Origin of the sequence: Chengkuizengella sediminis (assembly GCF_010078385.1) — a bacterium.
Lineage (GTDB): Bacteria > Bacillota > Bacilli > Paenibacillales > KCTC-33759 > Chengkuizengella > Chengkuizengella sediminis.
On the sequence record NZ_SIJC01000001.1, the window covers coordinates 151,782 to 166,270 of the forward strand.

The window sequence follows — 14,489 nt, forward strand, 5'->3', positions numbered from 1 at the left end:
TAACTCTTCATAAAAAGTGTAAATCATCGGGATGGGGCGACAACAACAGGTAAATTTAATTCTAAATTTTAAAAAAAATCGTTCATGATCGGGTTAACCCAATCTTAAGAGGTCTTCATTTATAAGGAAATGAAGTAAGTATTATTTAGATTGGTTAATAAACTCTTCTAATACATGAGTATATATTTGTGGTTGTTCTGAGTGCACTAGATGAGAAGCAAAAGGAATGATAGAAATATGTATTTTATCATTCCTTCTTGGATAAATCATCGCACCATTTATTTCATTTTTATTTCCTTCACCTACCATAAACAATACAGGAAAATTAAAGTTTCCTACATTTTTTGTTTCTTCAAATGGATACCATTCTTCGTTATGTGCCATATAAATAAACTGCTTCCAATCAGATGCGTGAATGTTGTCAAAGTGGGCTACGATTTGTTTGTTTTGTAAAATTTGAGTTTGTTTTTCAACTTGCTCATTGTGAATCTTTATCCAATCATCAGGTTTTTCAGGCATGATTCCAGAAATGGTCAGAGTTTTAACTTTCTCGGGATACTTATTTGCAAATTTTAATGCCACTAAAGCTCCTAGAGAGCAGCCAACTATATGAACGTTTGAAAGATTATAATAGTGAATAGTTTCTAATAAATCCATTGCGCTTTCTTCGAAATAATTTGAAAAATTATGTTCAATAGACTTACCATGTCCTCTTAAATCTGGAAGAACGACTTTATAATTTTGCTTAAAATAGTCTCTTTGATGTTCAAAGTCAGTTAACCCTGTTTGCAGACCTGTATGTAAAAATAAAATCGGTTCACCATCACCATAAATTTCAGTATGTAATAACAATGAAATCCCCCCCTGTATTAAACAAGTAAATTGATTTTTTTGATTAAAAATATGTTGATGATTGTATTTACATCATATTGTTTTTAAGATTTGATCATACAGCATTTGTTTTTCCTCATCTGGTATCCCTTCCGCTAATCTGGCAGCTGCAATCGGGACCTCCCATTTATGAATATCATTTATGGAATCCCCAGATAAGGATAAATAAGTTTTCAAATATTGCCTATAAAATTGTTTCTTGCCAACCTCATCAAAAAACTTCAATTGCAATGAAAGGTGTGCTGGTATAGTACCGTATTTTAACAAAAGAAATGTTCTTGTTACATCTGCTAGATGATGTCCTCTACTTGCGTTATTCCAATCAATAATTTTTACATTGGTTGGTGTAATCATCACATTATCAGGATGGTAATCCCCATGACAAATCACGTTTCCATTCGGTAACTGATGAAGATAGTGGATGATTTTTTCTTTTTGACGGTCATCAATTAGATCCGCTCCTTGAATAAAACGTTCTAATATTTCTTTTTGATCAGGCAGTTCATGACTACTAGTTTGATGAATAGAATACTGCAATTGAGCCATCTGCCTAGCCATGCTTTTCATTTTCATAGGTTGACTAGATAATGTTTGGAACATTGTTTTACCATCTATTTTTTCATATACAATGCCTTTCCTATCATTTATATCAACCATTTCTGATACAGACGGTACATCTAATCCACTCTCTTGTACGATTTTACTTTGATTGTATTCATCGATTATGCTCTGTTCACCTATATTATTTTTAAATAATTTTAAAACTTGATTCTCCCCATATTCATAAATATCAGCAGTTCTTCCCTGACCTATCATTTTTTCTATGTTTCTATCATTTTTATTCAAATTTCTTCATCCAATCCGTTTATTATTTAAAATTAGATAGACTTTTAGAATATAACTGGTTAACCTAATTTTTTCCCTATGTACATATAGCTATAGACTTTTTCACCTTCAAAAATATTAATTTCATACTTACCAGGTGTTTTATCAGAATAAATAATTGATTCATTAAATATAGGATCATAATTCAATTTATTGATCTCATCTTTAATATTTTCAATTTGAAAGTATTTTCTAAAAGGCTCTTCGATTGTATTATTTTGCACGTGAAAGTTGCTATAGTATATATATGATCCTACTAAATAACTTTTACTTTTCAAATAATGCTGGATTTCTTTCAGTAAAAACGATTCGTGATTACTATTATAAGTTGAAGTACCCGTATCAATTAAATAATCTATAGATTGATTTTTAATCGGGATGTTTAAAAAGTCAGAACAAATAAATAGGATGTTTTTTCTTATATTATAAGTTTCTAGAATACTCTTTAATACTTGATGTCTTTGATAATCGTGATCAACTGCAATATATAGTGTTTTATTTGGAAGTGAATCATATATATGTCTTAGTGAAAAACCTAATCCTGTTCCTAAATGTAACATTGTTTTGTTTTTAAGATCATTCAGATCTAATTTTTTAAAGGTTATATCAATTGTTTTTAATATATTATTAATAAATTCATCATCTGTTTCTTTAATATATTCAGATAAAAAATGGCTGAAATCATTCATAACTTGATCTTGTTTTTGAAGATGGTTCGAGTCTCCGACTGTATCAGAACTAAACAGTATGCCATCCTTAATAATATATTGTTCGTCACATTCACAATGCAACGTTCCATTTAATATTTGATTGTATTGTATATCTCCATTAGAAATACTTAATTCTGAGCTACACTTCTTACATTCAAAAAGAGATAAAGCGGAAAAAGGAATACCGATTTGTTGATACTTATGGTCATCTGAGTTATGTAATCTTACAATTTCATTCTTCAGTTTTTGTTTAGCATTCTGATATTGATTGATTTTTAACTCAATTTCTTCATACTTCTCTTCGAACAATCTCTTATAATATTGATTATTTTGTAATGCTGATAATTTGCCTAGTCTTTTATATTGAAAAATCTTTTTGATTTCATTTAAAGTAAATTCTAAGTCTTTCAAATAAATAATATCTTGAATATCCTCATTACATTTGTCATCAAATTGATATTGCCCTGTCCTTTTTTCAGGAATGATTAATCCTATCTCCATATAATGTCTAACTGTATCAATGCTGACATTATTGTTTTTAGCGAATTGTCCTATTTTCAAAATGTATCACCTTGAAATCGTATTTTGGTCTATTATACCACTCATATACGTTACTGTTTTTTGAATTTTTATTTGATTTAAACTGATTCTGAGAAAAGAAAAAACCAGGAAACTTTGCTTCCTGATTTTTTGCTCCATTTAACCATTTGTTTCTAAAAATAAAGAAGTCCCCATGCCTCCACCTACACAAAGGGAGGCAATCCCCTTTTTCAATTCTTGCCTTTTTAATTCATGTACAAGACTTGTAACGATTCTTGCACCGGTACAACCAATAGGATGTCCTAAACTAATGCCACTGCCATTTACATTTGTTTTATTTCGATCTAATCCTAATTCTTTTTCTACAGCTAAATATTGAGCTGCAAATGCTTCATTAATTTCAATTAAATCTGCTTCCTCTAAAGACCAATCTACTTTTGCTAAGCCTTTCTGAATTGCAGGTACAGGTCCACGGCCCATCAGTTTTGGATCTACTCCAGCTATTTGAAATCCGACTATTCTTGCTAGAGGGGTCAGACCTCTTTCTAAAGCAAGTTCTTCATCCATAAGTACAAGAGCAGCAGCGCCATCATTTAATCCTGATGAATTACCTGCAGTCACGGTTCCATTATCACGAAAAGCCGGCTTTAATTTCATCAGATTTTCTATCGTAATATTTTCACGTGGGTGTTCATCTTTTGTAACTATCGTTTCACGTTTTCGACTCTTGACCTTGATTGGTACAATTTGAGAATCAAAATACCCATTATTAATTGCATGAAATGCTCTTTGATGACTAAGCAATGATATCTCATCTTGTTCTTCACGTGTAATGTTATGCATATCTACCAAGTTTTCTGCTGTTTCACCCATCATAATATGATGGATTGGGTCCTCTAATATTTCCCAAACACTATCTGATATTTTCCCATGTTGTAATCTTTTTCCCCATCTATGTTCATGGAGCACATATGGACTAGAGCTCATTGCTTCTACACCACCGGCGACAACGGTATCTGATAACCCAGTTTGAATCTGTAAGGCAGCAGAAATAATGGCTTGCATACCTGATGAGCATTGACGTTGAATTGTGAAACCTGTAGTTGTGTCTGGAAATCCAGCTATTAGGCTCGCAGTTCTTGCAATATTGGGCATATCTGTTCTTTGAATACAATGTCCTAAAATAATTTCATTTACTTCTTCCTTATGAATGTTACTCCTTTTAACCGCTTCTTGTAATACAGGTACTACTAAATCTATAGGACTCAGTTCTTTAAAAACACCCCCAAATGTTCCAATAGGCGTTCGCACAGCTGATACAATCACTACATTTCTCATGTTTATCCCCCTCAGGTCAGGAAAGATTATTGTCTAAGTAAAGTTTCCTCTATGATTAGATTAGGTTCTGTTGCAGCCTGGATCTCTGATATAGAACTACCATCCAAGATTTCTACAAGCTTTAACCCATTATCGGTTACATCAAGAACAGCACGCTCCGTAATAATTCTATCCACTACACCTTTACCTGTAAGTGGGAGCGCACACTGATTTACAATTTTATGCTTGCCACTTTTACTAAGATGCTCCATAATAACGATGATTCTTTTTGCACCATGGACTAAATCCATTGCTCCTCCCATTCCTTTAATCATCTTTCCAGGTATCATCCAATTTGCTAAATCTCCATTCTTAGAGACCTCCATACCGCCAAGAATAGCGATATCAATATGCCCACCTCGAATCATTCCGAAAGATTCTGCACTATCAAAAAAAGCAGCACCTTGAATCGCTGTTACCGTTTCTTTTCCAGCGTTGATGAGATCTGGATCTAGTTCATCTTCGGTCGGAAACGGACCTATTCCCAATAATCCGTTTTCAGATTGAAGAACAACCTGCTTATCTTTTTGTAAATAATTTGCAACCAACGTAGGCATACCAATTCCTAAGTTTACATAGAAACCGCTTTCAATTTCTTGCTCTGCTCTTCTAGCAATGGTCTCACGAATAAGATGTTTATCAGACATGTTCTTCTCTCCTTTATATTTGTTTCATTGTTTTTCTTTCAATTCGTTTTTCTTGATGCCCAACAATTATATTTTGCACATAAACACCCGGTGTGTGAATTTGATCAGGCTCTATTTGTCCTATTTCTACTAATTCTTCTAATTCTGCAATGGTTGTTTTTCCTGCCGCAGCAATCATGGGATTAAAGTTTCTAGCCGTTTTATTATAAACTAGGTTCCCCATTTTATCGCCTTTAATGGCTCTGACTAAACTGTAGTCAGCAGTTAAAGCGGCCTCTAACAAGTATTCTTTTCCATTAAATTCTCTTACTTCCTTACCTTCAGCTATGGATGTTCCTACTCCAGCAGGAGTATAAAAAGCTGGTATCCCTGCTCCACCTGCACGAATTCGTTCTGCTAACGTACCTTGAGGAATTAGTTCAATTTCTATTTCTCCAGCTAACACTTGGCGTTCAAATTCTTTGTTTTCTCCCACGTATGAACCTACCATTTTTTTAATCTGTTTATTTTTCAAGAGCAGTCCTAATCCCCAATCATCAACACCACAGTTGTTAGATATAATTGTTAAATCCTTCACTCCTGTTTCAACTAAAGCTAATAATAAGTTTTCAGGAATGCCAACTAATCCAAATCCACCTACCATAAGCGTTGAACCATCATGAATGTTCTTAACTGCATCTTGAAAAGAAGAGTGTATTTGCTTCATTTCATATGACCTCCTTAGATATACTGATATAACTACTTGAAGATTTGTCAAACTTTATGACAGAAAGATTACATAAATAAGATATGGTTTCTAAAAAAGATTATTCCGATATATCCTTGAACTGTATATGTAATCCCCCTCTAAAAAAAATCCTGTTTTAATTATTATAAAACAGGATCAAAGAGCTTGCTAGGGTAAAAAAATAAATGCATATAATTAGTCTTGAAGAAACTACATTTCGAAATACTTATCTCTCTCTACTTTACAAACCCTAAGTGAGAAGTTTTTATACCATTTTGATATACCTTTGTCTTGAGCTATTTTGTGTTCTGAGTTTACCTTCCATACTTTAATTGCATCTAAAGAATCCCAATAGGATACGGTGATGCCCAATCCCTCATCACGTGCACTTTCCACACCTAAAAATCCCTGTTGCTGGGAAGCCAACTCTACCATTTTGTCAGCCATTTTACCATAACCATTGTCACCTTCTGTTCGCTGGTTAGAGAAGATCACTGCATAATATGGTGGCTGAGGTGTTTTAGCAATTCCACTCATTTTTAATCCCCTCCAATAAGTTAGTTAGTTTAATTATCATTAACCTATCTATCTTATACTGTGAAATTTTTTATGTCTTTTAATATTTTGCTATGTAATTTTTTTTAATAAATTCGCCATTTTCATCAAAGTAACATTATAGCAGGTGCGGTTTAATAGTTAGCCAAGTCATTGAGTTTTTTAAGATACTTCATCAAGTATAACACAATAATTTCCAATCTTCTTTAAAAGTTCCAACCATATTATATTACTTCTGCTTAATAGAAATATCATTTTAATTTTAAAAATTATGTATTTATAATAATTTTTTCCATCGCCATCACATCTACAAATTTCCCATCTAATATTCCTTGATTTTTAAAGACCCCAACTTCTCTATACCCCATTTTTAAATAAAGAGCTTGACCTAACTTGTTAAAAGGAAATGTAAAGAGTAATAATTTATGAAAATCAAATTGTGTTGCCTTCAATTCAAGTTCTCTTAAAAGTACTTTTCCAATGCCCTTTCCACGATTATCCCGTTCAATATATATAGCTATTTCTCCTACTCCATCATATGCACACCTATTATTATATGGATTAATAGATGCCCAACCTACAATCTGTTCATTTTCTTCAGCTACAATAACCACATATCTTTCTTCTCGATTTTTAAACCAATTGTTTATGTATTCCATATTTTTCGCTTCTGTTTCAAGAGTAGCAATACGATCTGCAATCCCCTGATTATAAATGTTTAAAATAGGCATCAGATCTTTAAACTCAGCCAATCTAATTTCCATTTGTATGTCCCCCCCCTCTTTAAATTATATTTTATTATCAATAAATCAATAATTTTTGATATAGTGTATCTTATCTTACAAATTTGATTTTTGTCAACACAAATAATCAATATAATTTGTTCTAAGGGTAGTTAATTTATTTAAGTTTATTTTTTTTGAAAAAACAATTTCATCATAGGTGGGGTTAAAATAGTTGTAATTAAGACCACTACTACAATAACTGCAAATAACTTCTCAGTTAATAAGGCTGCCTCTAATCCTATAGCCGCAATAATTAATGCCACTTCCCCTCTAGAAACCATTCCCGATCCAATTCCAAATGAACTTCTCCAATTAAAACCTGCAAGTTTTGCTCCTACTGCTGAACCAAGTAACTTAGTTAAGATTGCAATGATACTGAGAAAAACAATAAGCCAAATTTGATCTCCTATTCCTATAAACTCAATCGTAACACCAATAGATGTAAAAAATACGGGTACGAAAATGGAATAACTAATCGTTTCTACTTTTTCAAATACTTCATGTTTATAGTTGGTTAAACTAATTGCTACACCTGCGATATAAGCACCTATGATACCAGCTACCCCCGCATATTCAGCAAGAAAGGCGTAACTGAAACAAATAATTAATCCTGCAGATATAACTGCCTCACTCACCTTAAGAGGAGCAAATTTTTTCAACACCCATGGTACTACTTTCCAAGCCAAACCAATAGCTACAACAAAGAAAAGCACTTTCTTTAGAATAACTTCCCCTAACTGAACATCTCCACCAGCTAAACTCATTAGAAATGCTAATGATATAATGACAAGGATATCGTCAATTACGGCTGCTCCTAAAATCGTAGTACCTTCTTTTGACTTCAATTTACCCATTTCTTTTAAAGCTTGAACTGAAATACTTACACTCGTTGCAGAAAGTAACAATCCAAGAAAAACAGCTTCCAATGTTGGTAATTCCATATAAATCCCTGCTAGATAACCTGCAGTTAGTGGAACAACAATCCCTAATACACCTACATATGTAGAAGCTTTTCCCGTTCTTTTAAATTCTTGTACATCCGTTTCAAGTCCTGCAATAAACATTAACAAGATAACACCAATTTGACTGATTTCTTCTAAAACATCTGTATTCGTAACAATCCCTAAAACAGTTGGACCTAATACGATACCAATTAATAATTTTCCTAATACTGCTGGCTGCCCTAATCTTACACTAATATCTCCAGCTATTTTTGAAAATAACAATATAGCTGCTAATTCAATGATAAGCACTTATTCTCCCCCTTTTCCAAATTACAAAAGCTTTTGGATAGTATTCCTTATACAATAAAAAACATACTAATTGTAAATGTTATAGAGATAACTATGACAAAAACAAATCAATGCTATCTAAGAATACATTCGCTTTCGTTGTGATCCCATATGGAAATACGGAGTTGATGTGACAATCGTTTCACATTTTAAATAAAAATATTTTAAAACTTTATAAAGTTATCATTTAATGGTATAACCACGGTTGTTTCTTCATAAAAACCCTCACTCTATTGAGCAAGGGTTGATCATTTATTTTAAAATCTACTAAACCCGAAATCTTTATCAATCGGTTTCAGTTAGACTTGGATTTAATGTGCAATAAAAAGTCATATCATCAAATAAGTGATAATGTAAATCTACTTTGAAAGAGTTATTCAGATTATACCCCTAGTTTAATCCTACTTCTCAATCTTCAGGTGTTGCAACGATCCTTATTATTCTAACCCCCTTAGGATTAAAAACTTCAAGAAATAAGCTTTCAATTAGGGTTGGTTATAAATAAGTGATCTTCTAGCATTTAAATTTTGAAATATTTTGATTAAGCAAATACTCACCAGATGCTTTCATAGTATTTACAGTATTTTTAGGTGTAATTTTAGATACTAAAAATACATTCGTATCAGGTTGAGCAGAAGCTATAATAGTAGTATATTCACACTTGATCTTTTTGTTACAAAAATCCGCTCTTATACTAACATTTCAAAAATTCAAAAAAAATATTAGGATGGGAAACACTAAAACAAATGATATTTCAACATAAACTCAAAAATTATTTAATAATAAAAACTAGATTATAATCTCATAACCTTACTGTATATGCATTTAATGAACGAAATTGAACGGTTGGTAAAAATGCCACTCCTTGAATTTCTCTGACACTAGCAACCAAATAAAATGATTCTTGCAGTTGCTCACAAACAGCAGTTAAGTTTGGTGTTGTATTACTTTCAAATTGAACAGGGTCAATATTTTTATTTTCAGCCCCAACTATAACCGTTCCGCTAATTGTTTCTTCTAATCTAGATGTAATTTCGTTACAGTTTTCTCCTAACCCATCCAATAATTGATATTCTAAAGCAATTTTAAAAGGTCCAGGTTCAACTGCGTGTAGAGGTGTGGCTCCAGCTAATAGAAAATTGAGCTCAAAAAAACTATCAACTTTAAAAGAATTGTGTTTATAACATTTTGGTATTTCTAAGTTTAAAAGCACTCTCTCTTCACCCGTTTCAGGTAATTGGATAACTGGATCACCTGTTTGGACAAAAAATATAGAAGAAGTCATTGAATTAATTCCCCCCTTCTTTATATTGTTATAGCATTTATTTAAATAATTGCCATTACAGACAACTATGAATTAATTTAAAGGTGTTTTTGTTTTTGATTAGGGAAAACTGTAACATTTATTGACCGAAAATCTACAAATGGGAGAATTACTCCACCCTGTATGTTATTTAAATTTGCTACCAAAGTTAAAGTTTGATTGACTAAACCTTCTGCAACGATTGTCAGGTTTGGAGTTGTGTTGCTTTCAAAATCTACTAACTGTTCTTCTCCATTTTCAGATGCAAGAATGGCAGTTCCACTAATCGTTTCTGCTAAATTAGGAGTCAGTGCAATACATCCATCACCAACACCATCAAACAATTGATAGTTTAAATCAACCATAAAGGGAACATTTTGTTGAAGTGTTGAATCTCTTCCTTCAGAACCTACTAAAAAATTTAATTCAAAAAAAGCATCAATTTTTAATAAATTATATTTGTAACATTTCGGTATATCCAAAGACAATAATGTTACCACTGCTCCATCCCTTGGTAATAAAATGGGTGGATCATCAGTTTGAGCAAAAAAAGCAATTGTCATTTTATTTTATTCACCTCCCTTACAGAGAAGATATTGTATTCTATGAGGATGGGAAGCTTTTTGCTTGTACGTTTAACTATTTTTGATTGCTATACTGAAGAAAGTATTGATGCATTTATCGCTCTAAACTGTGCTCTAGGCACAAAAACTCCACCTTGAGTTTCATTGATATTCGCTACTAAATAAACTACTTCATTAACTAGAGGATTTGTAATAACTGTTGCATTAGGTGTTGTATTGCTTTCTACCTGAAATAACTGTTTAGTTTCTTCTTCAGAAACCAACCCTGCTGGAGTACCAGAGATGGTTTCAGCTAAAATAGGTGTTATTTCATTACAATTTTCACCAAACCCATCAAGCAATTGATAGTTCAAAGCTAACTTAAAAGGTTCACCTTGCTGTAATGTTTCTGCTGACTGAACTAAAAAATTCAATTCAAAAAAAGTATCAATTTTAATTACACAATGTTTATAACACGCTGGTATAGGCAAACTAAGCAACGTTACAAATTCTCCACTTTCTGGAATAATAATAGGTTCAGCTTCTTGTTTGAAAAATACAGGTACGGTCATATTAAGCGCACCTCCTTAATTTATAATCAATATATCGTATACATAAACAAACATATTTGCTTGTACGTATAACTATTTTTAATAAAAATAGTCGTAGCCCTATTAGAACGGTTTTGATAGAACAATATGCAACAGTTTCGTTTATCCAATGCAGTCTGTAATAAAACAATAAAACTGTCCCTTTGATCTTTGTAGCCCCTTTTGGTGGTTCCAATAATGCTTAATCAATTCTGTCTAAAATTTTATTGCAGATACTCAGTAATGTATTCAATTTGTAATGTTTTTGCTGTTGGGATTTCAATTACCGGGGTTAACTTTAATGATATTTGTTTAAAACAGTAAGGGAGGATATTAAAGGAGTTTGTATAAGTCTGAAAATGACTTTATAAATAATATAATATTCAAATTGATGAGCCTGTTAATGAAAAAAAAGCAAGATTTTCCCTTGTTTTTGTTACCCATTAGAGGGGATTAACCCCCTCTACATCATTCAAATAATATAATTTTAATTAATTATGATTAATTTGTGAAATCACCCATTCCAAAGATACATCCGCCATGGACATAATTTGTAAATCAACATTTTCAAAAGGTAATAACTTCGTAATGTCATTCGGAATTGTAACACAATGTAAACCAGCACCTTTAGCAGCTTGTGCTCCTTTTGGAGAGTCTTCAATTGCAATTGCTTCATTTGCAGATATGCCCAATGCCTTTATTGCTTCAAGGTATAGTGCCGGATCAGGCTTTACATTTTTCACATCATCAGATGTTTTGAAGATTTCAAAATATTGTTTAATATTAAATTTATTTAGAAAATATTCCACCCACTCACGACTTGAGCTTGAAGCAATAGCTAGTTGCAATCCCATTTCTTTAGCTTCAAAAAAGTAATCTTCAACTCCTGGACGCAACTCCTTCTTTTCCATCACTTGTTTATGTTTTTTACTTGTAATATCTCTAACTTCTTGAAGATCAACTTCTTTCGTGGCATTTTGCAGTAAATAATCATGTAAAATATGAACTCCATCTGTTCCAATCACTTGACTCCAGACTTCAATTGGTAAATCTACACCGTATTCTTTATAAGTTTCCAAATAAACATCAAACCATGGAGTTTCAGTGTCAAGAATCGTTCCGTCAAAATCAAATACTATTGCTTTTATCATAAAATATCCTCCTAGTTGTAATTAGAACAAACTTAAGTTTCAGCATTAAAAAATATCGGGACTAGTATAGAATTTTTTTTATTTGGGATGAAAAATTTGATCGAACTTATTTGTTATAATTTGATCTATTCTCTAAGACCTTCTCCATGTTATGAATCCCCCAGTTTCTCAACATGAGGATTAATGGACTTAACTCTTGTCCAAATTCTGTTAATGAATACTCGACTTTAGGTGGAACCTCCCGATAAACTTCACGATGGACGATTCCATCCGCTTCCAATTCTCTAAGCTGAAGTGTTAACATTCTTTGAGTTATTCCGTTATTTAATCTTTTTAATTCATTAAATCTTTTTTCACCATCTAATAAATAATAGATAATGACACTCTTCCATTTGCCACCTATAACATCAACTGTAGCTTCTACTGGACACGAATACTTATCTAAGAAGGAGTACCAAAGATCATTCTTATCTGATGATTTCATAACAAGTTCCTTTCTTTTAATAGTATATTTATTGATACTATAGCACAAAAATGTGCGTACTTACATTTTTACTCTATTGAGATTATACTCTAATCAAGCGATGATATCACCTCTTAAAAGATAAAAATGAATAAAAAAAAGGAGAAATAATTAAACATGAAATTAAAAACAAACCTTAATAAAGAAGATATTCTAAATGCCTTCGAATACAGACACGCGAGTAAAGAGTTTGATCCCCAAAAAACAATTTCTGAAGACGACTTTAACTTTATCTTGGAGACGGGCAGGCTTTCTCCTAGTTCATTTGGTTTCGAACCATGGAAATTTATTGTTATTCAGAACGAGGAGCTTAGAGAAAAAATGAAATCTGTTAGTTGGGGTGGTCAAAAACAAATCCCTTCAGCCAGCCATTTTGTTATTGTACTTTCTCGTACAAAAGAACATCTTAATTACAACGCTGAATATATCCAAACCATGATGAAAGATGTTCAAAAATTGCCACAAGAAATTATCGAAATGAAAAGTAAATTTTATAAAGACTTTATAAAACACGATTTTAAACTAGAAGATGCAGAGCATTTATTTTTTGAATGGGGAGCAAGACAAACATATATTGCATTAGGAAACATGATGACATCAGCAGCAATGATAGGAATCGATTCTTGTCCAATGGAAGGGTTTCAAAAAGAGAGAGCAGAAAAAATTCTTATAGAAGAGGGGCTTATGCCTACTTCAGGATTTGGTATTTCTTGCATGGTAACATTTGGTTATAGGGTTGAAACACCGCGTCCCAAAACAAGACAATCTATAGATTCAATTGTTGAATGGGTTAACTAGTCATAATATAACTTATTTTGGTTATCTTATTACTGTGTATATTTAAGGGAGTGATTTGATGACTGATCTAAGAAATAGTTTAAATGAATTATTGGCAAATTTAAATGTGATGTATACAAAACTACACAATTATCACTGGTTTGTAACAGGAGAACATTTTTTTGAACTGCACAAAGCTTCGGAAGAATTATATGGTGAGGTGGCAACATTTATTGACGAAGTTGCAGAAAAAATGTTGGCATTTAATATGATACCAGCTGCTACAATGAAGGAATATTTACAATTGGCTTCCATAGAAGAAGCAAAAAATGGACTAAAAGCGCTTGAAATGGTGCAATCTGTTTCCGATGATCTCTCTAAATTAATCTTTGATCTGAAAAATGGGATTGAATTAGCTGATCAAGAAAAACAAATCTGTATTTCAAACTTACTACAAGATATTTTATGTGATTTTGAAATGGAATTGTGGAAGCTGTCTGCATATTTAAGTAAGTAAGGTTATCAATGTATTGTTCAAAGATCAGAAACTAACTAAAATTACGTATTCCAAAAAAAAGCCAATTGGCTTTTTTTTATTTGGCATAAAATCTCATAAGTATATATTATATATTTGATATTAAATTCTAAACCTAATTTAAGTTTTAATATGCTATTGTTTTTTTCTTGAAACATTTCTATTGACAATTGTAATATTACGAGTGTAATATATTCTATAAGTATTACATCAGTAGTATTAAGAAAACAGCCAAGGAGGAGTTTCATATGAGTAATCATTCTAAAATATCAGATGCTGAATGGGTAATCATGGAGGAATTATGGAAAAAATCTCCTTTAACTTCAGCTGAAATTATTGAACAGCTCAAGGATGCAACAGAGTGGAATCCCAAAACGATACACACTTTAATCAACCGTTTAGTAAAAAAAGAAGTGTTGGGTGTTAAAAGAGAAGGTCGTTTTAAACAATTTTTCCCTCTTCTCTCTGCCGAGGAATGCCGGAAAAGAGAGACAACATCTTTTTTAAAAAAGATCTATGCTGGTTCACGTCAAATGTTTATATTAAATTTTATTAAAAATGAGAAGTTAACGGAAAAAGAAATTGAAGAATTAAGAAAGATGCTTAAACAAAAAGAGGTAGGCGATTAATTTTCAAGG

At 32.0% G+C, this 14,489-nt stretch carries 17 protein-coding genes; 3 read left to right on the forward strand and 14 right to left on the reverse strand.

From position 1 onward, the window contains the following. Window positions 1–141: 141 nt before the first annotated feature. From EPK97_RS00710 to EPK97_RS00775, 14 genes are all read right to left on the reverse strand, one after another. The gene (locus tag EPK97_RS00710; RefSeq protein WP_162034677.1) at window positions 142–852 is read right to left on the reverse strand and encodes an alpha/beta fold hydrolase; all 711 of its coding nucleotides are present in this window, start codon (window positions 850–852) and stop codon (window positions 142–144) included. A gap of 72 nt (window positions 853–924) precedes the next feature. Beyond that, on the reverse strand, window positions 925–1,737 hold the full coding sequence (locus tag EPK97_RS00715) for a phosphotransferase family protein (RefSeq protein ID WP_162034678.1): 813 nt from the start codon (window positions 1,735–1,737) through the stop codon (window positions 925–927). 59 nt (window positions 1,738–1,796) lie between these two features. Beyond that, a complete protein-coding gene (locus tag EPK97_RS00720; protein WP_162034679.1) occupies window positions 1,797–3,047 on the reverse strand; it encodes a MerR family transcriptional regulator in 1,251 nt (416 codons plus the stop codon). Window positions 3,048–3,185: 138 nt separating this feature from the next. After that, the gene (locus EPK97_RS00725; protein ID WP_162034680.1) at window positions 3,186–4,364 is read right to left on the reverse strand and encodes a thiolase family protein; all 1,179 of its coding nucleotides are present in this window, start codon (window positions 4,362–4,364) and stop codon (window positions 3,186–3,188) included. A gap of 26 nt (window positions 4,365–4,390) precedes the next feature. Next, window positions 4,391–5,050, reverse strand: coding sequence for a 3-oxoacid CoA-transferase subunit B (locus EPK97_RS00730; RefSeq protein ID WP_162034681.1), 660 nt, complete (start codon window positions 5,048–5,050; stop codon window positions 4,391–4,393). Window positions 5,051–5,063: 13 nt separating this feature from the next. Further along, the gene (locus EPK97_RS00735; RefSeq protein ID WP_162034682.1) at window positions 5,064–5,756 is read right to left on the reverse strand and encodes a CoA transferase subunit A; all 693 of its coding nucleotides are present in this window, start codon (window positions 5,754–5,756) and stop codon (window positions 5,064–5,066) included. A gap of 231 nt (window positions 5,757–5,987) precedes the next feature. Further along, the gene (locus EPK97_RS00740; protein WP_162034683.1) at window positions 5,988–6,314 is read right to left on the reverse strand and encodes an antibiotic biosynthesis monooxygenase family protein; all 327 of its coding nucleotides are present in this window, start codon (window positions 6,312–6,314) and stop codon (window positions 5,988–5,990) included. A gap of 287 nt (window positions 6,315–6,601) precedes the next feature. Further along, entirely contained in the window at window positions 6,602–7,096 is a 495-nt protein-coding gene (locus EPK97_RS00745; RefSeq protein ID WP_162034684.1) for an arsinothricin resistance N-acetyltransferase ArsN1 family A, read from the reverse strand. Between the two features lie 146 nt (window positions 7,097–7,242). Continuing rightward, a complete protein-coding gene (locus EPK97_RS00750) occupies window positions 7,243–8,370 on the reverse strand; it encodes a cation:proton antiporter domain-containing protein (RefSeq protein ID WP_162034685.1) in 1,128 nt (375 codons plus the stop codon). Window positions 8,371–9,211: 841 nt separating this feature from the next. Then, window positions 9,212–9,694 carry a hypothetical protein gene (locus EPK97_RS00755; RefSeq protein ID WP_162034686.1) on the reverse strand — a complete coding sequence of 161 codons (483 nt, stop codon included), beginning with the start codon at window positions 9,692–9,694 and terminating at the stop codon, window positions 9,212–9,214. 77 nt (window positions 9,695–9,771) lie between these two features. Then, window positions 9,772–10,275, reverse strand: coding sequence for a hypothetical protein (locus tag EPK97_RS00760; RefSeq protein WP_162034687.1), 504 nt, complete (start codon window positions 10,273–10,275; stop codon window positions 9,772–9,774). Window positions 10,276–10,364: 89 nt separating this feature from the next. Next, entirely contained in the window at window positions 10,365–10,847 is a 483-nt protein-coding gene (locus tag EPK97_RS00765) for a hypothetical protein (RefSeq protein ID WP_162034688.1), read from the reverse strand. A 509-nt stretch (window positions 10,848–11,356) separates the two neighbouring features. Then, entirely contained in the window at window positions 11,357–12,013 is a 657-nt protein-coding gene (locus EPK97_RS00770; RefSeq protein WP_162035415.1) for an HAD-IA family hydrolase, read from the reverse strand. 109 nt (window positions 12,014–12,122) lie between these two features. Then, window positions 12,123–12,500, reverse strand: coding sequence for a winged helix-turn-helix transcriptional regulator (locus EPK97_RS00775; RefSeq protein WP_162034689.1), 378 nt, complete (start codon window positions 12,498–12,500; stop codon window positions 12,123–12,125). A gap of 156 nt (window positions 12,501–12,656) precedes the next feature. Here EPK97_RS00775 and EPK97_RS00780 point away from each other — a divergent pair, with 156 nt between their 5' ends. The 3 genes from EPK97_RS00780 to EPK97_RS00790 all read left to right on the forward strand — a co-directional run bounded on the left by EPK97_RS00780 (window position 12,657) and on the right by EPK97_RS00790 (window position 14,480). Further along, window positions 12,657–13,337 carry an NAD(P)H-dependent oxidoreductase gene (locus EPK97_RS00780; RefSeq protein WP_162034690.1) on the forward strand — a complete coding sequence of 227 codons (681 nt, stop codon included), beginning with the start codon at window positions 12,657–12,659 and terminating at the stop codon, window positions 13,335–13,337. 58 nt (window positions 13,338–13,395) lie between these two features. After that, complete coding sequence (locus EPK97_RS00785; RefSeq protein ID WP_162034691.1) at window positions 13,396–13,833, forward strand: Dps family protein; 438 nt, start codon at window positions 13,396–13,398, stop codon at window positions 13,831–13,833. Window positions 13,834–14,099: 266 nt separating this feature from the next. Further along, window positions 14,100–14,480 (forward strand): BlaI/MecI/CopY family transcriptional regulator, encoded by a 381-nt coding sequence (locus EPK97_RS00790; protein WP_162034692.1) that lies wholly within the window; start codon window positions 14,100–14,102, stop codon window positions 14,478–14,480. Window positions 14,481–14,489 lie beyond the last annotated feature (9 nt).